The 19,127-nt window shown below is 63.5% G+C and carries 17 protein-coding genes; 8 read left to right on the top strand and 9 right to left on the bottom strand.

All coding sequences use genetic code 11. The features are described 5' to 3' along the window. Positions 1–16: 16 nt before the first annotated feature. Together LB547_RS17635 and LB547_RS17630 are read left to right on the top strand one after the other, a co-directional pair. Positions 17–1,093, top strand: coding sequence for an extracellular solute-binding protein (locus tag LB547_RS17635; protein WP_140763810.1), 1,077 nt, complete (start codon positions 17–19; stop codon positions 1,091–1,093). Then, positions 1,090–2,400, top strand: coding sequence for a flavin monoamine oxidase family protein (locus LB547_RS17630; RefSeq protein WP_224702934.1), 1,311 nt, complete (start codon positions 1,090–1,092; stop codon positions 2,398–2,400). The genes LB547_RS17635 and LB547_RS17630 overlap by 4 nt, the downstream gene beginning before the upstream one ends. On the opposite strand, the gene LB547_RS17625 is transcribed toward LB547_RS17630, so the two are convergent. Genes LB547_RS17625 through LB547_RS17615 form a run of 3 tightly spaced genes read right to left on the bottom strand, consistent with a single transcriptional unit; the run spans position 2,364 to position 5,213 of the window. Then, positions 2,364–3,437: an ABC transporter ATP-binding protein gene (locus LB547_RS17625; protein ID WP_140525502.1), complete on the bottom strand. Its 1,074-nt coding sequence runs from the start codon at positions 3,435–3,437 to the stop codon at positions 2,364–2,366. The genes LB547_RS17630 and LB547_RS17625 overlap by 37 nt on opposite strands. A 37-nt stretch (positions 3,438–3,474) precedes the next feature. Then, positions 3,475–4,299 (bottom strand): ABC transporter permease, encoded by an 825-nt coding sequence (locus LB547_RS17620; protein WP_140658314.1) that lies wholly within the window; start codon positions 4,297–4,299, stop codon positions 3,475–3,477. Next, positions 4,296–5,213, bottom strand: a complete 918-nt coding sequence (locus tag LB547_RS17615) for an ABC transporter permease (RefSeq protein ID WP_140517906.1) — start codon at positions 5,211–5,213, stop codon at positions 4,296–4,298. The genes LB547_RS17620 and LB547_RS17615 overlap by 4 nt, the downstream gene beginning before the upstream one ends. 63 nt (positions 5,214–5,276) lie before the next feature. Between LB547_RS17615 and LB547_RS17610 the strand changes: the two genes are divergently transcribed. Further along, the gene (locus LB547_RS17610; protein ID WP_140558452.1) at positions 5,277–5,522 is read left to right on the top strand and encodes a hypothetical protein; all 246 of its coding nucleotides are present in this window, start codon (positions 5,277–5,279) and stop codon (positions 5,520–5,522) included. A 26-nt stretch (positions 5,523–5,548) separates the two neighbouring features. After that, entirely contained in the window at positions 5,549–6,967 is a 1,419-nt protein-coding gene (locus LB547_RS17605; protein ID WP_140558454.1) for an aminotransferase, read from the top strand. A 74-nt stretch (positions 6,968–7,041) separates the two neighbouring features. On the opposite strand, the gene LB547_RS17600 is transcribed toward LB547_RS17605, so the two are convergent. After that, entirely contained in the window at positions 7,042–8,244 is a 1,203-nt protein-coding gene (locus LB547_RS17600; RefSeq protein WP_140500615.1) for an aromatic ring-hydroxylating oxygenase subunit alpha, read from the bottom strand. Positions 8,245–8,683: 439 nt separating this feature from the next. On the opposite strand from LB547_RS17600, the gene LB547_RS17595 reads away from it, so the two are divergent. After that, on the top strand, positions 8,684–9,094 hold the full coding sequence (locus tag LB547_RS17595; RefSeq protein WP_140763816.1) for a hypothetical protein: 411 nt from the start codon (positions 8,684–8,686) through the stop codon (positions 9,092–9,094). A gap of 131 nt (positions 9,095–9,225) precedes the next feature. Here LB547_RS17595 and LB547_RS17590 read toward each other — a convergent pair whose 3' ends face one another. Beyond that, positions 9,226–11,313 carry a sensor histidine kinase gene (locus LB547_RS17590; RefSeq protein ID WP_181172799.1) on the bottom strand — a complete coding sequence of 696 codons (2,088 nt, stop codon included), beginning with the start codon at positions 11,311–11,313 and terminating at the stop codon, positions 9,226–9,228. 160 nt (positions 11,314–11,473) lie between these two features. Continuing rightward, a complete protein-coding gene (locus LB547_RS17585; protein ID WP_181167426.1) occupies positions 11,474–12,247 on the bottom strand; it encodes a response regulator in 774 nt (257 codons plus the stop codon). A 45-nt stretch (positions 12,248–12,292) separates the two neighbouring features. Here LB547_RS17585 and LB547_RS17580 point away from each other — a divergent pair, with 45 nt between their 5' ends. Then, positions 12,293–12,994 carry a response regulator transcription factor gene (locus LB547_RS17580; RefSeq protein WP_140500617.1) on the top strand — a complete coding sequence of 234 codons (702 nt, stop codon included), beginning with the start codon at positions 12,293–12,295 and terminating at the stop codon, positions 12,992–12,994. Between the two features lie 81 nt (positions 12,995–13,075). Here LB547_RS17580 and LB547_RS17575 read toward each other — a convergent pair whose 3' ends face one another. Beyond that, positions 13,076–13,243: a hypothetical protein gene (locus LB547_RS17575; RefSeq protein WP_140558462.1), complete on the bottom strand. Its 168-nt coding sequence runs from the start codon at positions 13,241–13,243 to the stop codon at positions 13,076–13,078. Between the two features lie 326 nt (positions 13,244–13,569). Here LB547_RS17575 and LB547_RS17570 point away from each other — a divergent pair, with 326 nt between their 5' ends. Both LB547_RS17570 and LB547_RS17565 read left to right on the top strand, forming a co-directional pair. Next, entirely contained in the window at positions 13,570–13,791 is a 222-nt protein-coding gene (locus LB547_RS17570) for a hypothetical protein (protein ID WP_181171662.1), read from the top strand. 213 nt (positions 13,792–14,004) lie between these two features. Continuing rightward, a complete protein-coding gene (locus LB547_RS17565) occupies positions 14,005–14,469 on the top strand; it encodes a L,D-transpeptidase (RefSeq protein WP_140561605.1) in 465 nt (154 codons plus the stop codon). A 154-nt stretch (positions 14,470–14,623) separates the two neighbouring features. Here the strand turns inward: LB547_RS17565 and LB547_RS17560 are convergent, their stop codons facing one another. Together LB547_RS17560 and LB547_RS17555 are read right to left on the bottom strand one after the other, a co-directional pair. Further along, positions 14,624–17,707 carry an efflux RND transporter permease subunit gene (locus LB547_RS17560; protein WP_140517912.1) on the bottom strand — a complete coding sequence of 1,028 codons (3,084 nt, stop codon included), beginning with the start codon at positions 17,705–17,707 and terminating at the stop codon, positions 14,624–14,626. Next, a complete protein-coding gene (locus LB547_RS17555) occupies positions 17,704–19,017 on the bottom strand; it encodes an efflux RND transporter periplasmic adaptor subunit (RefSeq protein WP_140763819.1) in 1,314 nt (437 codons plus the stop codon). The genes LB547_RS17560 and LB547_RS17555 overlap by 4 nt, the downstream gene beginning before the upstream one ends. Positions 19,018–19,127 lie beyond the last annotated feature (110 nt).

Raw genomic sequence — 19,127 nt, 5'->3', positions numbered from 1 at the left:
CGGGGGAATTCGCACCATGAAGCCAGTGCTACGCAGCCTTGCCCTTGCCGCCGCCTGCGTGATCGGCGCCGGCGCCGTCTATGCCTGGGCGGAAGGTGGCGGCGACCTCGTCGTGTTCGACTGGTCCGGCTATGAGGACCCGCTGCTGCACCCCGCCTATGCCGCCAAATACGGCGCCGAGCCGACCTTCGCCTTCTTCGGCGACGAGGACGAGGCCTTCGAGAAGATGCGGGCCGGCTTCAAGGCCGACATCGCGCATCCCTGTTCGCAAAGCGTGGTCAAGTGGCGCGAGGCGGGCTTGCTGCAGCCGCTCGACACGTCGAGGATAGCAGGCTGGAAAGACCTCAATTCCGGCATCATGGCGATGAAGGATCTCGCCACCACCGACGACGGCAAAGCGTGGTTCATGCCGTTCGACTGGGGCAACACCTCGCTTCTCTACCGCACCGACAAGGTGACGCCGGAGCAGGCGCAATCGCTCAGGATCTTCGCCGACCCGAAGTTCAAGGGCCGCGTCACCATCGGCGACAATGTCGACGACGCCTATGCGCTGGCGAGTCTCGTCATCGGGCTGAAAGACTGGACCGGGATGACCGATGCCCAGTTCCAGGAGGCGTCCGCCTTCCTGCGCGACGTGCACAAGAACATCCGTTTCTATTGGACCAACGACACCGATCTCAACCAGGCCTTCATCGGCAATGAGGTCGATCTCGTCTGGGGCTGGAACGAGACCTATGTGACGCTGAAGGGGCAAGGCCTGCCGATCGCCATGAACCGCGACAGCAAGGAAGGCATCTCGACCTGGGTGTGCGGCTATGTGCTGATGAAGGATGCGCCGGGCAAGCTCGACCAGGCCTATGATTTCTTGAACGCGGTCAACGCGCCCGGGGTGTCGGACTATATGGTCAAGACCTTCGGCTACGGCCATGGCAACGGTGCCGGCATGGCCGCAGTCGATCACCAGGTGCTGGCCGACCGCGGCTTCGACGATCTCGACAAATTCCTCGACAAGACGCTGTTCCAACAGCCGGTGCCGCCTGAGCTCAAGCAGCGCATGGTCGCCGAGTTCGAGAAGATCAAGGCCGGCTATTGAACAGCGAGTCCACAAGAGCCGATGTCGTCATCATCGGCGCCGGCTTCACCGGGCTGTCGGCCGCGCTCGAGCTGAAAAAGGCCGGCGTCGATTTCGTGCTGCTCGAGGCGCGGGGCCGTGTCGGCGGGCGCGTCGAGTCGGCGGAGATCGGTTCCGGCGAGCGCATCGACAGTGGCGGCCAGTTCCTGTGCGAGGACATGCCGGAGCTGATGGCCCTTGTCGAAGCGCGCGGCAAGATGCTGGTCGAAACCCATGTCGAGGGCGCGTTTGTCGCCCAGCCGCCAATCTCCGCCGCCGAGGCGAAGCGAACCTATTCTGGTTCGATGGCGATCCGCGAGCGGATGAACGCGATCGCGCCGGACGATCCCTCGATTGCCGGGCTGACGGTTGCCGCCTGGCTCGACCGGCAAGACGATGCCGATGCCGCCAAGGCAGCCTTCCGCTCGATGATCGAAGGCCTGTGGTGCCTGACGCTGGAGAAACTGCCGCTCTGGCACCTGATCGACAACGATCGGCGCATCACCAATGAGGTGCCGGAGCTCCAGTATTTCCTGCGCGAGACGATGCAGTCGGTGGCCGAGGACCTGGCCAGCGATCTCGGCGACCGGCTGTGGCTCAACGCGGCCGTTTCATGCATCGAGCATGGACCGCAAGCCGTTCGCATCGTCTCGGCGGCGGGTGTCATTGAAGCGCGGGCGGCACTTGTCGCGGTGCCGCCGGTCATGGCGGCGAAACTGGGCTTCGCACCCGCCCTGCCCGAATCCCTGGCGAAGGCGCTCGGCGTTTGGGAAAGCGGCGCCGTGATCAAGGTGCTAGTGCGCTACCCCGCTGCCTTCTGGCGCCGCCGCGGCTTGAGCGGCATGGTGATGTGGCGCGACCCGCCGGGGCTGTTCGCTTGCGATGCCAGTCCGGATGAAGGCCACGCGGCGCTGGTCGTCTTCGTCGGCGGCCCGCTCGCCTTGCGCTGGGGTGAGCTTGGCGAGACGGCACTGCGCGCCGAAGTGACCGGGAAACTGGTGGAAGCCCTCGGTCCCGACGCGGCCGAAATCGCGGGTTTCAGCCAGCGCGACTGGACGCATGACCGCTGGAGCGGCGGCGGCTACAGCGACCTCATCGTCGACGTCGCGGCGACCGATGCCGAACCTGTGCTCCTGGCCGGCGCGCCGCCTGTTCATTTCGCATCGTCGGAGCTGTCGCCGTCATTTCCCGGCTATGTCGAAGGGGCGATCGTTGCCGGTCGCATAGCGGCGCGAAAGATCATCGCGGACCGTCAATCCGCCACCGCCACCAGGGCTTCGGGATCGTAGGCGAGGCGAATCGAAGTGCCGACCGGAATATCGTCGGCGCCGAAATCGTTGGTCTCGGTTACCGACAGCGGCTTTTCCAGGCCGGGGATCTCGACGATCAAATGGGTGATCTCGCCAAAATAGTGGCGTTCGACCACCTTTCCGGCAACCTCGAACTTGGCCGTCGCATTGTCCCACAGGACGCGCAGGCGCTCCGGGCGGATGCCGAGCGTGGCGCCGCCGCCATTGCGCACGAAGGCCTTCGGCTTGTCGGTCTTCACACGGCCGAAGCCCAGCGTGTCGACGACCAGCGAGGCGCCGTTCTCCTCGACGATCTCGGCCTTGACGAAATTCATGCCGCCGAGGAAGTCGGCGACCTGGCGGTTGACCGGCCGCTGGTAGATCTCCTTGGGCGAGGCGACCTGCGCGATCCTGCCGCCGAACATCACGGCGATGCGGTCGGACATGGCCAGCGCCTCATACTGGTCGTGGGTGACCAGCACAAAGGTGATGCCGACAGCCTGCTGCAGGCGGCGCAGTTCGACCTGCATCTGCTCGCGCAGCTTCTTGTCGAGCGCCGACAGCGGCTCGTCGAGCAGCAGCACCTTGGGCCGCATCACCAGCGCGCGGGCGAGCGCGACGCGTTGCCGCTGGCCGCCGGACAGTTCGGTGGCGAGCCGCTTGCCGAGACCGGTTAGCGACACCTGCGCCAAGGCCTCCTCGACGCGGCGCTTCTCCTCGCCGCCCTGCAATTTCAGCCGCTTCAGGCCATAGGCGACGTTCTGCTCGACATTGAGATGCGGGAAGATCGCATAGCTCTGGAACACCATGTTGGTCGGTCGGCGATTGGGCGCAATGCCTTCCATCGGCTGGCCGCCGACCGAAATCGAACCGCTCGTCGGGTTGTCGAAGCCGGCGATCATGCGCAACAGCGTGGTCTTGCCGCAGCCGGACGGGCCGAGCAGCGAGAAGAATTCGCCCTCGCGAATGGTCAAGGACGCATCGTCGAGCGCCTTGAAGGCGCCGTAGCTGCGGGTGACGCCGTTGATCTCGATCATCGTCCGTTCGGACAGGGTTCGTGCGGATGGGGCCTGCTCAGGCATAAAGCCCTCCCTCGTTCTTCGTGCGTCTGGCGGCGCGGCGGCGCAGGATTTCGGCGACGGTCATCAGCAGGAAGGAGGCGACCAGCAGCAGCGTGCCGAGCGCGAGCACGCCCGGCAGTTTCGCCGCGAAGCGCAACTGGCCCCAGATATAGATCGGCAGCGTCGCCTCGGTACCGGTCAGGAAGAAGGCGATGATGAACTCGTCCAGCGAAATGGTGAAGCAGACCAGCAGGCTGGAGATGATTGCCGGCGCCACCATCGGCAGCGTCACCCGCCGGAAGGTGCCGAAGGCGCTCTCGCCGAGGTCGGCCGAGGCCTCCTCGAGGCTGCGATCGAAACCCTCGAAGCCGGAGGTCAGCACCGTCATCGAATAGGGGATGCAGACCAGGACATGGCCGAGCACGACGGTAAACAGAGAGAGGCTCAAGCCGAGCTGCAGCATCACCAGCAGCATCGAGATGGCGACGATGACTTCCGGCAGCACGAGCGGCGCCATGATCAGACCGTTGATGGCCCGCCGGCCGGGATAGCGGTAGCGGGTGATCGAGCGGGCAGCGAGGATGCCGAGAACCGTCGAAAGGACGGACGCCGAGACGCCGACGATCAGGCTGTTCCAGGTGGCGTCGAGCAGCGCCGGCGTGTTGGGCAGGTCCTCGTACCATTTGAGGGTGTAGCCGGTCAGCGGGAATTTCGGTGTGGCCGCAGTGTTGATCGAAAAGATCGGCAGGAAGATCACGGGCAGATAAAGGAAGCCGACATAGAGGAAGGCGTAGGCCGACAGCCAGCCGCCCGGCAGCAGACGTCGCGCCGCGCTCATCGCGCAAGCCTCTGGGCGGCACGGATGACCAGCACCGTGGCGCCGGCCATCAACGTCACGACCAGCATGGTGGTGACGGAAAGGGCGGCGCCCAGCGGCCAGTTCGAGGCCTTGCCGAACTGCGCCTGGATGGCGTTGGCGATCATGACGCCGTCCTTGCCGCCGACGAGTTTGGGGGTGACATAGTCGCCGACCGTCGGGATCATGACGATCAGCGCCGCCGAGATGATGCCTGGCGCCGACAGCGGCAAAGTCACGCGAAGGAACGAACGAAAGGGACCATCGCCGAGATCCGTAGCCGCCTCCACCAGGGTCCGGTCGATCTTCTCCAGCGAGACGAAGATCGGCAGGATGGCGAAGGCCGCCCAGGCGTGGGTCAGCGTGATGATGACGGCGCTCGAATTGTAGAGCAGCGCCGTCGACGGCTCGTTGATGATGCCGAGGCCGATCAGCCCGGAGTTCAAGACGCCGTTATAGCCGAGAATGACCTTCCACGACATCACGCGCAGGAGATAGCTGGTCCAGAACGGGATGGTGATGAGGAACAGCCACAGGCTCTTGTGGCGGCCGCCGTGGAAGGAAATGAAATAGGCGATCGGATAAGCCAGGACGACGGTGAAGAAGCTGACCGTCAGCGAGATATACAGCGAGCGCCACAACAGATCGCGATAGATCGGCTCGGTCAGGGCGACGCGGTAGTTTTCCAGCGTGAAGGTGCGGTCGATGGTCAGATAGTTCTGCGTCCAGAAGGAGTGGGCGATGACCACCAGGATCGGCAGGACCAGGAGGATGAGCGCGTAGAGAAAGGTTGGGCTGATCAGGGCAAAGCCCTGCACGGGTTCGGATTGCAGAAGGGCATTTCGTCTGGCCCGCGTCATGCGCAACGGGGGCGACCCTTCCACCGCCGCCGTCATTGCCAGACTCCGGGGGGCAGGGCTCCGGCTGTGATCTCGGTTGCTGGCCTGGAGCGTCCCGCCATGCGGTATCCCGTTGGACTGGCGCCGGCTGTTTGTTCCCAATTTTGTTTTGGAGCGCGATCGAACGCAAAACCGGTGACCAGTTTTGCTGATCGCGCTCCGAGCTTGCCGGCTTTCTTTCATCATGCCCGCATCCGCGGATTGAAATCAAGCGCTATTTCTGAGATATTGATTGAACGGACATTCAAAATTGTGGGGATTATGCCGGAAATTTCCAGCATTGCCGGCCAAATTTCGAAATCCTGAATTCGACAAGTGATGTGGAGATGACGATGGCGGCTGCGAGGGACCTGAAGGCGAGCGAAATGGCCGGAGCCGGAGCTGCCGATGCCGTCGAGTTGGCCAGGCGCCATCTCGTCCAGCCTTGGCCGTATGCCGGTTCGGTCGGCGCGGAAGCGCGCGCGCTGATCGGCGAAGGCGACGGCATCTACATCACCGACGGCACCGGCAAGCGGTTGATCGACGGGCCGGCCGGCATGTGGTGCGTCAATGTCGGCCATCGGCGCGAGGAGCTCGCCAGGGTGATGTACGACCAGGCGATGGCACTGTCCTACAATACGCCCTGGTACACGATGAACGCGCCGTCGGCGGAACTTGCCGGTCGCATAGCAGGTCATGCGCCTGGCGATCTCAGCCACGTCTTCTACACCACAGGCGGCTCCTCGGCGGTGGAGACGGCGCTGCGCTTCATGCAGTTCTACAACAATGTGCGGGGCCGGCCGGAGAAGAAGCTGATCCTGTCGCGCGGCGGCGCCTATCACGGCTCGACCTATCTGTCGGCCTCGCTCAATGGCCGCCCGCGTGACCGCGACTGGATGGACGGCGCCGACGAGCTGGTGATCAAGCTGTCCTCGCCCGATCCGTTCCGTCGTCCGCAGGGCATGAGCATGGCTGATTTCACCGACTTCCTCGTCGACCAGTTCCGCGACACCGTCGCGCGAGTCGGTGCTGACCGGATCGGCGCTTTCGTCGGCGAGCCGGTGCAGGCCTCCGGCGGCGTTATCGTGCCGCCGGACGGCTACCTCAAGCGCATCCGCGAGATCTGCCGCGACAACGACATCCTCTATGTCTCCGACGAGGTGGTGACGGGCTTTGGACGGCTGGGCCATGTCTTCGCCTCCGGCGATGTGTTCGGCATCGATCCCGACATGATCACCTTCGCCAAGGGTGTGACGTCAGGCTATTTCCCGCTCGGCGGCGTCATCATATCGGAACGGCTGCTGGAGGAACTGCGCCGGTCGAACCATCCCGACGCGATGTTCGGCCATGGCCTGACCTACACCTCCCATCCGGTCGGCTGCGCAGTGGCGCTCAGGAATCTCGACCTTCTGGAGCAGGGCGTACTTGCCCACACGCAAGCGGTCGCGCCCTACTTCCAGGCGCAGATGAAGACGCTGGAAGAATTGCCGTTGGTCGGCGAGGTGCGCGGGCTGGGATTGATGGGCTGCGTCGAATGTGTCGCCGACCGCGAAAGCAAGGACCCGCTGCAGCTCGACAAGGATGTCGGCAAACGCATCGACGCGCATTGCCACGAGCTCGGCCTGCTGGTGCGGCCGCTGATCAACATGTGCGTGATGTCGCCGCCGCTGGTCATCACGCGCGAGCAGATCGACGACATGGTCGGCATTTTGCGCGAGGGCATTTCGCGCACGATGGATGATCTCAGGAAAGAAGGGGTGTGGCGGGGATGACGTTCTTTCTTCGCCCCGCATAGGACGGGGAGAGGAGCGCTCTCACCGATGGTTTCGCCAATTATCGGCGTCGCCTATCCACGCGACCGCAGCGCGTCGTTCAAGTTCCACATGTCCTTCTCCTCCGGCGCCGTTTCGAGCCCAAGCACGGGGATCTGCCTGCGCAGATGGTCGTGGTGGGTGCGCACTCCGTATTCGAGGTCGGAGAGGTAAAAACCCTCGAAGGCTTCCGACAGCATGGATTCGTTCGACCACACCGAAAGCTGGACATCCTCCGACATGGTGTCGCGGTCGATGCGGAAGGAGAGATAGCGGGCCGCAGCCTGCTCGCGGCTTTCGTCGCGATAGCGGTAAATGGCGCCGCGCAGCAGGGTCTCACCCGTCGACAGCGGGAACTCCTGATAGAACTGCACCGATTCCGGCATCACCGAGAGGACGGCATTGGGGAAGATGCCATAATAGACCCAGGCCTTCTTCAGATAGTCCGGCAGATGCGCCGGCTCCGGCGCGATCTTGACGTAGTTCCTCACGCTCCAGCGACGGCCGGCATGCGGGTTGTAGCTGGCGAAGGAGCGCGACACGCCGTTGACGAAGGGTTCGTCGAAATAGGTCGCGCCATAGAGGTCCTGCAGAGCCGGGTGCGCCATGGCGACGTGATAGCCCTCATTGTCGACGTCGCGCACCGACTTCCAGTTGACCGGAGTTTTCTGGGTCCAGATGCCCCAGGAGGGCACCATGTCGGCGGCCTTGTAGTGCGAGAATTCGGGCTCGATCGGCTTCATCAGCTCGGCGACGGAGGGCTGCGGGCCGCCAGCGCGGAAGCGAATGAAGATAAAGCCCATCCAGACCTCCAGATCGAGCGGCATCAGGCCGAACTCGGTCTTGTCGAGATCGGGAAAGGAACGCGGGCGGGCAGCGCCGCGCAACGTGCCATCGAGATTGTAGACCCAGCCGTGGAATGGGCACACAAGCGCGTTCTTGCAGTTGCCCTGGCTGTCGGCGACGACACGGCTGCCGCGATGGCGGCACATATTGTTGAAACCGCGCACGACGCCGTCCTTGCCGCGCACGATCAGAGCGCGTTCGCCGACGACGTCCATGGCCAGGTAGTCGCCTGCGTCAGGGATGTCGCTGACATGTCCGGCGATTTGCCAATGGTTGCGGAAAACGTGCTCCTTCTCGAGTTCGAGGAGGGCATCGGAATGGTAGCTCCAGCCAGGCAGTCCCCGCCGGTCCCAATCGTTGGGAATGGCCACGTCACGGAGATGCGGGTTCATAAAACGTCTCTTCTTTTTATTGAATATCCGTTCAATATAATCATATTTTTCATTGAAATGCAATGGCTTGTGGAAACGAGCATATTTTCGAAAGAAAATTGGCGCGCCGATTTCAATCCAATCCGATGTGACGGCTGGCCCCGAAAACCCCGGAGAATCCGGGCGTTAGCCCGGGTTTCAAAGCTTGGTTCCGGCAAGGTTTCGAAGCAAATCCTGCCACGGCGGAAGCCGAGGCAAAAGGCGTCGCCGCGCGTCTTGCCCGCTTGCCGATCCGCCGAGCCGGGATCGGCAAGCGGGCGCGTGATGCCAGTTGGTGGGGTCTGGCCGCGGGTGCCGTTTCAAGGCGGTTACAATGTCAGATTCACGCCAGCTTTCCGCTGATACAGAGCGCGACTAAGTTCGTTTTATCAAAAAAAGAAAGTCAACGAAGGGGATGATGATGCATGCGAAAGTTCAGATTGCCAGCAACGACCGCCGGTCCCAGGCTCCAGAGCGCGTTAGCCGCCGCCCGAAGCTGGCGTTGCGCCAGCGCGCCAGCGACCACCCCATGGCGATGTTCATGGCGCTGGCTGCTTGCGCCTTCGCCGGCATGGCGTTCGCGCCGACGGTCGGCCCGGCCTTTGCTTCGCTCAATCCACCGGCCAACGTCGTCGGCGGCGCAATGACCACCACCAGAACCGCACGCCTGCCGATGCCGATGATCGACTTTGCCTGCAAGGGTCAGGCTTGGGGCGCCGAGAGCGTCGATTGCCTGCGGGCCATAGCCGAGCAGTCCGGAGCCCACAAAGCCCGTGCGGTCCGGATGATCGCCAATGCCGCGCCGCTGACCAACACGCCGAATATTTTCTGAGTTTTGGCTGAAACATGGTTCCGAAGCGGCTCCGCTTTGGAACGTGCCGCGGCGCTCCCCGAGCGCGTCCAGCGCTCCCTTCGGCTCCCGCCGCATGTCGGCCGGGGGCTTTTTTTACCGGTTGGTGCGGTCTATCCCTTCGAAACCACCTGGTCGGCAATGGCGGACAGGACGCTGCGCACATCCAGCGTGCTGAACGGTTTCTCCAGGATCTGCGGACGCTGCAGTAGCGGCAGCGCCTCGATTTCGGCCTTGGCGCCGATCAGGTCGCCAGTGACCAGCACGAAACGCCGCGCCAGTTCCGGTCTTTCGGCAAGCAACTCTCGATAGATGGTCATGCCGCTTGTTCCAGGCATGCGCAGGTCCGAAAAGACGATGTCGGGCGGCATGTGGCCAGCCAATATGGCTGTGGCCGTGTCCCAGAGGGGCGCGATCCGTGACTTGATGCCCATCAGTTCGAGTATGTCGGAGAGCGAACCGGCGACGTCGGGCTCGTCATCGATGATCAAGGCGTGGCGCAGCCCGCTCGATCGCGGCTGGCTCTCGCCGGCGATGGCGACGCCGGCTACAATGGCCGGCAGCTGGACGACGAAACGGGCGCCACTTGGCAGCACTTCCTCGAACCAGACATTGCCATTGTGCCGCTCGATGATCGATTTCGAGATCGACAGGCCGATGCCGGTTCCGACGCCGACCGGCTTGGTGGTGAAATAGGATTCGAAGATGCGGGACCGGATCGCTTCCGGTACGCCAGGCCCATTGTCCTCGACCGAGAAACCGGGATCGCCGCGCTCGCTGCGGAAGGTCCGCACCTTGATCAGCCGGTCGCCGCCTATGCCTGCCAGCGCATGCTGGCTGTTGATGAGGAAATTGGCGGCCACCTGGGTGACGTGATCGGCATCGGCCATGGCCAGCAACGGGCCAGGCGCGAAATCGGTGTCGATGATGATGCCGCTCGAGCGCGCGCCGTAGGCGGTCACCTCGAGCGCCGCGCGGATCACCTGGTTGAGGTCCGTCTCGGCCCGCTCCGTCGGATGCAGCCGGACCATCGACAGGAAGCTCTTGACGATGCGGCCGCAGCGCTCGGCGGCGGCGCGCACTTTCTCGGCGCGAACCTTGGTCTGCGGATCGGAGGCGAATTCGTGCAGCAGCGTCGACTGGGCGACAACCACGGCCAGCGGGTTGTTGAGTTCATGCGAGACACCCGCAAGCAGCGAACCCATCGCCGCCATCTTCTCGTTCTGGTGCAACTTCTCGCGCTGCCGATTGATCTCCTCCTCGGCGCGCAGCTTGTCGCGCAGGTCGCGGATGGAGCCGAAGATCAGGCGGCGGTCGGCGACTCGCATCTCGGTCGCCGTCAGTTCGATGGGGAAAATCTCGCCGGCGGCGTTCTGGGTCACCGTCTCGAGCCGCTGTCCGACCATTGGCGCGCCGCGGCCGGACATGTATTCGGCCCCCGACGCATAGCCCTTGCGGTAATAGATCGGCACGATGGTGTCGAGCAGGTCCTTGCCGAGGATATCGCTGCGCAGGAAGCCGAACATCTTCTCGGCGGCCGGATTGAATTCGACGATCGAGCCGGTCTCGTCGATGACGAGGATGGCATCGAGCGAGGCTTGCAGCATGGTGCGGCGGATGACCTCGCTGGCGTGGGCGTCGGAGGGCGAGCGTTCGATCGCGTCGCCGATGGCCAGCGCGATGATGTGCAGCGTCGCTTCTTCCTCGTCGGTCCATTCGCGCTCCTCGATGCAGTCATTGACCGCCAGCGTCCCCCATAGGTGGCCATGCGCGAACACGGACACCGACAGGAACGATTTAATGCTCTGTTTTTCGAAATCGGCTCTCAGGAAGCCGTCCAGGTCGCGCGTATGGCCGGCGAAAATCTTGCCCTGCCGTTCATCCTCCTGCAGCCGTTCCAGCAGCGGATCGGCGTTGATGATCGACTGCACGATCACCGTCGGCGAGGCCAACTCGCCACCGAGCACGGGATCGATCCAGTAGGCGGCCACCGACTGGGCAAATCCCTGGCCGGGCAGTTCGCGCAGGCGGAACAGGATGCCGCGCTGGCAGTCCATTGCGTGGCAAAGCGTTTCCAGTATGGCTTCCATCTCGCGCTGCCAGTCGCCGGCCTCGCGCAGCCGCCGCACCACGCGCACGGCCGCCATCGCCGCGCCTTGCCGGCCGTCTTGCATGTCCGTGCCTGCTGCTTCAGCGGTCATTTTCAGCCATTGTTGCGGTGCCAAGCGGATTTCATGCGCCGCGTCTCAAATCCTTGTTTTTATGCGTTGTCCCAAAACCAAGAGCGTTTTTGGGCGACAAGTATTGCGACGGATCCGTCCACAGACCAGCACAGGCGCGGGAGCAATCCCCCGCGCCCACTTAGTGGCCGTCGCCGGCCGGCAGCGAGAAGATATAGCCTTCGCCGCGCACCGTGCGCAGGAATTTCGGGCTGGCCGGATCCGTTTCTATCTTCTTGCGCAGGCGCATGATGCGAATGTCGACCGCGCGCGAGGATTCCGGATCTTCGGTGAGGCCGATCGCTTCGGAAATGGCAGCACGTGTCAGCAGCCGGTTGGCGCGGGTCAGGAAAACCTCCAGCACGTCGAACTCGCTCTTGGCCATGTCGATCACCGCGCCGTTGGCGCCGGTGACCAGCCTGCCGTCGAGATCAGCCTGGAAGGAGCCGAAAGCGACGGAGCGGCGGGGATCGCTCGCCTTTTGGCCGTGCATCGGCGCGTGCTGCGGAACCCGGCGCAGCACGCTGCGGACCCTGGCCAGCACCTCGCGCAGCTCGTAGGGTTTGACGATGTAGTCGTCGGCGCCGAGCTCAAGTCCGACGATGCGATCAAGCGCGGTGCCGGCGGCGGTGGCATAGATGATGCCGATCGGCAGTCTCGAGCGCAACCAGCGGCCGAGCGATAGCCCATCCTCACCCGGCATGGCGATGTCGAGGATGGCGAGGTGGAATGATTGCGTTTCGACCAGGCTGCGCGCGGCGGCCGCGGTTTCGGCGGTCGCCACGTCATAGCCGGCGGCGCCGAGATATTCGGCGACCGCCTCTCTTAGATCGGGCTCATCCTCGACAATTAAAATTCTTGCCCGCACGATGCGCTCGCTCCCACTTTCGGTGGAAAGTAGATTGGGTATAAACATGATGTCCAGCACTCATATCGGGTTGCCAGGAAATGGTTGGAAAACATGGCTGCACGCGCCGTTATCGGGCTTATCTGCGTCGCCGACGTGGTGGCGACCGAACTCGCCGATCACCTTGAGCGGCGAGGCCACGACGTGCGTCAGGCGCGCCAGCCCTGGGAAGCGGAATCTATGCTGGCGGGAAAGGGCGTCGACGTCGTCGTCGTCGGTGACAGCCTCAGCCAGGCGGAGGGACGTGATCTGCTCAGGCGTTATGGCAGCCAAGGCGGGGGCGGTGAAGGCGGACCGGATTTCATCCTGATCTGCCGGCCGTGCGACCTCGTCGACAAGGTGCTGGCGCTCGAGCTCGGCGCGGCCGACGTCATCGAAAGTCCGCTCAATGTCAGGGAACTCGCCGCCCGCGTCGGCGGCCTGCTGACGCGGCGGGGCAGGGCCGCCCAGGAACTGATCGTGTTGGAGAACGCGACCGTCGATTTGAGGTCGGCCATCGTCATGCACCGCTCGGGCACGGAGGAGCAGCTTTCGCCCGGCCAGGTGGCGCTGCTTCGGCTGTTCCTGGCCAGTCCCCGCAAGGTGCTGACGCGCGACGACATAATCGCGGCGGCGCCGGCCGAGAATGTCGACGCTTTCGACCGCTCGATCGATTCGCGCATCGTGCGGCTGCGCCGCAAGCTCGATACGGAAGCCATCATCACCATACGCGGCGCCGGCTACCGTTTCGATCCGCCGGCGCAATTCGCCGATTGACGGCCGGGCGCTCACGCAATTCCTCTGGTTGAGCATCGGATTTCCAAACCGGTTTTCACCTCGGGCCCGATTGCCCTGCGCTCAGCGCACCACCAGTAGCGATGGCCCCGGCGGCATGTCGCTGCCTGCCGCGAACTCGCCTGCATGCGCGCGCTCTTTCAAGAGCACGGTGGCGAGCCCGGCAAAGCCGAGCAGGCCCTGTGCGTAGAGCAGTGCCGAAAGCACAGAGGCTGCAAGTTTCGTTTTCATTGCGTCAATCCCCAGTAAATCATGTTGCGGCAGCTTGTTTTCCGAAGACCAACGCCCGTCTTGGGTGGGCGCGTGACGCCTCGGCATACTTCAGGAACTCCCGAAGTGCCCGCGCCGTCTACGGAGCCCCCCGTCACGGCGCGGGCCTTCGGTCCTCTCAGCAGCAAGTTGCCGGAGGGGCCGCGCAATGCCAGCAGCCGAAGGCCAACCCGCCAGTGGGCCTTGAGCCGGACGATGCGCAGGCTGGAACAATCCAGACCGTGGCACAAAACAGGACGGTATAGAGGGTTGAGATCTCACTCGAACTCATCGCCGCGAGGCTGGCCATGGAACCGTCGGCAACCGTGCCGGCGCCGCTAATGGCTGCTGCTGCGATGCTGATCCCGAGAAACCAGGACCGCATGTTCGTTTTCGTTCCCGTGGTCGTTGCCGTCTGCTTTCGTTACGTCAACTTTGCCGACGGCCTGTATCCGCTTCATGCCGCCGAAAATGCGCTTTGTTGCAGATTCTGTTTCGAAATAGGGCTCCAACCTTTCAATTTTGGCTAATCCGAACTTTCGTTTCGGGCTGGATACCTATGTGCCTACTCCTGTCCAGGATGACAGCGTCAATGTTCGCCATTTGGAAACTTTGGCCCATTAACCAGAGGAAACATATTCGAAACACAAACGAGCATTTCACGAAATCTCTCCGAAACATGATGCAGGGATAAGCCGCTCATCGAATTTGGGGCCGGCCAGCCCGGCAGAGAGAGGGACATCATGCATACTGCTATTTCCGCCAAGCTCATCAACATCACCGCCGCCGCTGCCCTGACGGGTGCGGCGCTTCTGTTCGGCGCCAGCACGGGTACCGCGCATGCCGCCAACAAGATCGTGGCGCGCGTCTCGCTTTCGCAACAGGTGATGGAAGTCTCGGTCGACGGCCGCCCGGCCTTCGCCTGGAAGGTTTCCACCGGCGACAGGGCGCATGTGACGCCGACCGGCTCGTTCAAGCCGACGCGCATGCATGAAATGTGGTATTCGAAGAAGTACGACAACGCGCCGATGCCGCATTCGGTGTTCTTCAGCGGCGGCTATGCGGTGCACGCCACCTATGCCATCAAGCGGCTTGGCCGGCCGGCCTCGCATGGTTGCGTGCGGCTGCATCCCGACAATGCCGCCGATTTCTACCAGCTCGTCGAAACCTTCGGGCCGGCCAACACCAGCATCGTCATCGTCAAGTAGCTGGCTGGCAACGGATCGGCACAGCAGCCATATCCGTTCAGGGCTCCCGCCGGAACATTTTCCCGCGGTAATCGAGCACAGCCAAAGAAAGAGGCCGGGACGTTTCGGCCTCTTTTCTTTGTTAGTTTTTGTTAGTTCGGCAATGCCGTTTCCATCAGCTCGGCAATGCCGGCATCAATTTGGGATCCGGCTTCTCGGCCAGCTGGGGCAAGTCCTTGCTGGCAATGAAGGTATAGAACATGGGCACGACGAAGAGCGTGAACATGGTGCCTACCAGGATGCCGGTGAAAATGACCAGGCCCATCGAATAGCGGGCAGCGGCGCCGGCGCCGCTGGACGTGATCAGCGGCACCACGCCAAGCGCCATCGCCGCCGTCGTCATCAGGATAGGCCGCAGCCGCACCTTGGCCGAAGCGATGATGGCGTCGCGCCGCCGCATACCGTGGATCTCGCGCTGCTGGTTGGCGAACTCGACCAGCAGGATGCCGTGCTTGGTGATCAGGCCGATCAGCGTGATCAGTCCGACCTGCGTGTAGATGTTGAGTGTGCCGAGGCCCAGATTGAGCGGCACGATGGCGCCGAAGATCGACAGCGGCACCGCCATCATGATGATCAGCGGATCACGGAAGCTTTCGAACTGCGCCGCCAGCACCAGATAGATGACGATGACGGCCGCCCCGAAAGCGATCAGGATCGTGTTGCCCTGTTCCTTCTCCTGCCTGGACTGGCCCGAATAGTCGATGAAGAAGGTGTCGGGCAGGCTCTCCCTGGCTATGTCCTCGAGGACTTTCAATCCATCGCCCGTGGTGACGCCGGGCAGCGGCAGCGCCGAGATCGTCGACGAATTCAGCTGGTTGAACTGCTCGATCGCGGCCGGCGACGCATTGGTCGAGATCTTCACCACCGCAGACAGCGGCACCATCTCGCCCGTTACGCTGCGCACGAAGTACTCGCCGAGTTTTTCGGGATTGTCGCGGAATTCTTTCGGCACCTGCGGGATGATGTCGTAGCTGTTGGAGTCGCGGTCGAACTGCGCCACTTCGGCGCCGCCGACCAGCAGCGTCAGCGTCCGGCCGATATCGGCGATCGGCAGGTTCAGCGCCGCGGCGCGGTCGCGATCGATGGTCACCGTCACCTGCGGCGCGTCATAGGCCATCGAATTCTGCACGACGATGAAGCGGCCGGAGGCCTGTGCCTTGTTCTTGATCTTCTCGGCCACGTCGTACACTTCCGAGGAGTCGCCGGTCGATCGCACCACCAGGGCGATGGGCAGGCCGCCGCCGGAGCCCGGCAGCGTCGGTGGCGCAAAGACGAAGGCCTGGACGCCCGCCACCTTGGCGAGACGGGCTGTGATGTCGGCCTGCAGCTCCTTCGAGTTTCGCTTGCGCTCCGCCCAGTCCTTGAAGGCGAAACCGACGAACGCGCTGTTCGTCGTGCCGCCGAACGCGACGGCCGAGAACTGCGCCCGCGTCTCGGGAATATCCTTCACCAGACCGAGCATCTGGTTGACGTAAGTCTCGGTGTAGTCGGATGTCGCGTAACGCGGCGCCGTTACAAGCGAGAGCAGGAAGCCCTGGTCTTCTTCCGGCGCCAGTTCGGTTGAGGTCTTGGTGAACATGAAGCCGGTCACCCCGACAAGCGCCAGCACGATGATCAGCGTCAGCGGGCGATAGTTGAGCGACCCGGTGACGGCCCGCTCATAGACGTGCTCGACCCGCGCGAAAGTGCCGTCGACAATGCGCTGGAAACGGCCTGGCGTGCCGGACTTCAGCAGGCGCGCCGACATCATTGGCGTGATGGTGATGGCGATCACGCCCGACAGCACCACCGAGCCGGCGAGCGTGACGGCGAATTCGCGGAACAGCGCGCCGGTCAGGCCGCCGGTGAAGGCCAATGGCGCGAACACCGCGGCCAGCGTCATGGTCATGGCGACGATGGCGGTGGCGATCTCGCGCATGCCGTTGAAGGCCGCCTGCATCGGCGACATGTGGTCTTCTTCCATGTGGCGGTGGATATTCTCCACCACCACGATGGCGTCGTCGACGACGAGGCCGATCGCCAGAACCATGGCGAGCAGGGACAGAAGGTTGATCGAATAGCCCACCGCGAACAACAGAAAGCAGACGCCGATCAGCGACAGCGGGATGGTGACGATGGGCATCATCACCGAACGGAAAGAGCCAAGGAACAGAAGGATGACGACGACGACGATGGCAACGGCCTCGCCGATGGTCTTGAACACTTCGTCGATCGAGGCGCTGATCTGCCCGGTCGCGTCGTAGACGATCTCGATCGTCATGCCTTTCGGCAACGTCTCCTGGATTTGAGGCACCAGCCTGGTGAGCGCCGCCGCCGTGGTCAGGGGATTGGCAGCCGGGGTCGGGAAGATGGCGAGGAAGGTGCCTGGCTTGCCGTTGAAAGAAACCCTAGTGTCGGTATTCTCGGCGCCCAGTTCGACGCGGGCGACATCGCGCAGCCGCACCACATTGCCGTCGGTCGAGCGCAGCGGCAGCTCGGCGAAGGCTTCCGGCGTCTGCAGCGTCGAGCGCACGGTGATCGAGGAGACGACATATTCGTTCTCGGTGTTGCCGGGCGCCGACAGGAAGTTGGAGTTGTTGATCGCCGTCAGCACTTCCGATGCCGTCACGCCGCGCGCGGCGAGCCTGACCGGATCGATCCAGACGCGCATCGAGTATTCCTGGGCACCGAAGATCTGCACGTCGGCGACGCCTTCGACCGTCGACATGCGGGGCCTGATGACGCGCTCGATATACTCGGTCAGCTGCTCCTTGGTCATGTTCGGGTTCTGCATCGAGATGTACATCATCGCGAACTGCTGGCCCGTGCCCTTGACGATGACGGGATCCTTGGAGGCGTCCGGCAAGGTGCCGCGCACGCCCTGGACCTTGGACAGCACTTCGGTCAGCGCGACGTCCGGGTTGGAGCCGAGCTTCATCTGCACCGTCACGGTGCTGGAGGACGGTCGGCTCGACGACGTGACGTAATCGATGTTCTCGGTCGAGGCGACGGCGCGCGCGATCGGAGCGGAAATGAAGCCCTGGATCAGGTCGGCGCTGGCGCCCGGATAGGCCGTCGTGATGGTGATCGCGGTTTCGTCAACCTTCGGATACTGGCGGATCGACAGGCTGAATATGCCCTGGAACCCCAGGAGCAGGATCATGCATGCAAGGACCGTGGAGAGGACGGGGCGGCGAATGAAGAGATCGGAAACGCTCATTGCTGGTCGGCCTGCTTGTTCGCCGATTTGGTTGGATCGATGGTGTTGTCGACGTTGACGGACATGCCGTTGAAGAGGCGATTCTGACCTGCCGTGACAACCTCATCGCCCGCCTTGAGGCCCTCGACGATCTCGACCATGCCCTCGTTGCGGCGGCCGGGCTTGACGAATACCTGCGACAGGACCAGGGCAGGCTGCTCGCCCCCCGCGGCCGGCTTGGCCTGATCGGCGGCGGCCTTGTCCGCTGGTTTTGCCGCATCCGCGGCAGGGTTCGCGGCTTCGGCCGGTTTGGCATCGGCCGCGGGCTTGGCGTCCGCCGGCTTGTCGGTCGCCGCCGCGGCGGGGTTTGTCTCCGGCTTGGTCGACTGCGCCTCGGCGGGCTTTGCCGGGTGCACCACGAATATGTAGTCGCCATAGAGGCTGGTGGTCAGCGCCGTCTGCGGCAGCGCCAGCACATTCTGCTCCTCGGGCAGTTCGACACGCACTTGCACGAACTGGCCGGGGGTCAGCTTGCCTTCGGGATTGGCGACTTCCGCCCGGATGTTCACCAGCCGGCTGGACGGGTCGATCTTGGGATCGATACCGCGAATGGTCCCGGCAAAAGGCATGTCGCCGCCGCTGAGGCCCAGCCGAACCGTCTGCCCGATCTTGAGCAGCGGCAGTTGCTGTTCGGGAACCGTGAAGTCGACCCGCATCGTGTCGAGATCCTGCAGCGTCACCACGGCGGTGCCGGGCGCCAGATATTGGCCTAGATCGATCTTCGGGATGCCGACGGTTCCAGCAAAGGGCGCCGTCAGCTGCTTCTGGTCGAGCACTGCCTGAAGCCTGTTGACCTGGGATGCCGAGGCGGACGCGGCCGCACGTGCGGTGTCCAAGGTCGAGTCCGAGCCGACACCGCGCTTGGTCAGTTCGAGTGCACGGGTCAGCGATGTCTGATCGAGCGCCGCCTGCGCCTTCTGTGCCGCGAGATCGGCACGCTCTACGGCGTCGTCGAGCTGCAGCAGCACCGCATTGGCCGCCACTTTCTCGTTGGCATGGAAGGGGATCTCCTTGACGATGCCGGCGGTCTCAACCGTCAGGTCGACACCGCGCACGGCGCGGACCGTGCCGATCGCCTCGATGCCCGGCGTCCAGTTCGACGGCTTGACGATGGTTGTCGACACGGTTGCCGCTGGCGGCTTCATCGTGGCGAAATATTGCTTGATGCCGTTGTCACGCAGGAAATTGAACCCGACGATGCCGCCGACCACGATGACGAGCACGGCCAACACAAGAATGATGATAACGAAACGGAGTATGCGCTTGAACAAGGAAGTCCCCTCAGTCGAAATCCGGCGCGAAGCGCGGATATCGGGACACATATCGACTGCGGGCCCCGATTTCAAATGACCGCGGTCTTACTGTACCGTCTGGACGGTCT

The organism is Mesorhizobium sp. B264B1B, assembly GCF_020165765.1.
In the GTDB taxonomy this organism is placed as follows: domain Bacteria; phylum Pseudomonadota; class Alphaproteobacteria; order Rhizobiales; family Rhizobiaceae; genus Mesorhizobium.
Note: the sequence above shows the minus strand (reverse complement) of the source record. Positions and strands in the feature narration are given on the sequence as shown.

Coding starts and splice junctions, on each gene's coding strand:
- LB547_RS17635 (WP_140763810.1), top strand. CDS start 17: ATGAAGCCAGTGCTACGCAGCCTTGCCCTTGCCGCCGCCTGCGTGATC.
- LB547_RS17625 (WP_140525502.1), bottom strand. CDS start 3,437: ATGATCGAGATCAACGGCGTCACCCGCAGCTACGGCGCCTTCAAGGCG.
- LB547_RS17620 (WP_140658314.1), bottom strand. CDS start 4,299: ATGAGCGCGGCGCGACGTCTGCTGCCGGGCGGCTGGCTGTCGGCCTAC.
- LB547_RS17615 (WP_140517906.1), bottom strand. CDS start 5,213: ATGACGGCGGCGGTGGAAGGGTCGCCCCCGTTGCGCATGACGCGGGCC.
- LB547_RS17610 (WP_140558452.1), top strand. CDS start 5,277: ATGCGGTATCCCGTTGGACTGGCGCCGGCTGTTTGTTCCCAATTTTGT.
- LB547_RS17605 (WP_140558454.1), top strand. CDS start 5,549: ATGGCGGCTGCGAGGGACCTGAAGGCGAGCGAAATGGCCGGAGCCGGA.
- LB547_RS17600 (WP_140500615.1), bottom strand. CDS start 8,244: ATGAACCCGCATCTCCGTGACGTGGCCATTCCCAACGATTGGGACCGG.
- LB547_RS17595 (WP_140763816.1), top strand. CDS start 8,684: ATGCATGCGAAAGTTCAGATTGCCAGCAACGACCGCCGGTCCCAGGCT.
- LB547_RS17590 (WP_181172799.1), bottom strand. CDS start 11,313: ATGACCGCTGAAGCAGCAGGCACGGACATGCAAGACGGCCGGCAAGGC.
- LB547_RS17585 (WP_181167426.1), bottom strand. CDS start 12,247: ATGTTTATACCCAATCTACTTTCCACCGAAAGTGGGAGCGAGCGCATC.
- LB547_RS17580 (WP_140500617.1), top strand. CDS start 12,293: ATGGCTGCACGCGCCGTTATCGGGCTTATCTGCGTCGCCGACGTGGTG.
- LB547_RS17575 (WP_140558462.1), bottom strand. CDS start 13,243: ATGAAAACGAAACTTGCAGCCTCTGTGCTTTCGGCACTGCTCTACGCA.
- LB547_RS17570 (WP_181171662.1), top strand. CDS start 13,570: ATGGAACCGTCGGCAACCGTGCCGGCGCCGCTAATGGCTGCTGCTGCG.
- LB547_RS17565 (WP_140561605.1), top strand. CDS start 14,005: ATGCATACTGCTATTTCCGCCAAGCTCATCAACATCACCGCCGCCGCT.
- LB547_RS17560 (WP_140517912.1), bottom strand. CDS start 17,707: ATGAGCGTTTCCGATCTCTTCATTCGCCGCCCCGTCCTCTCCACGGTC.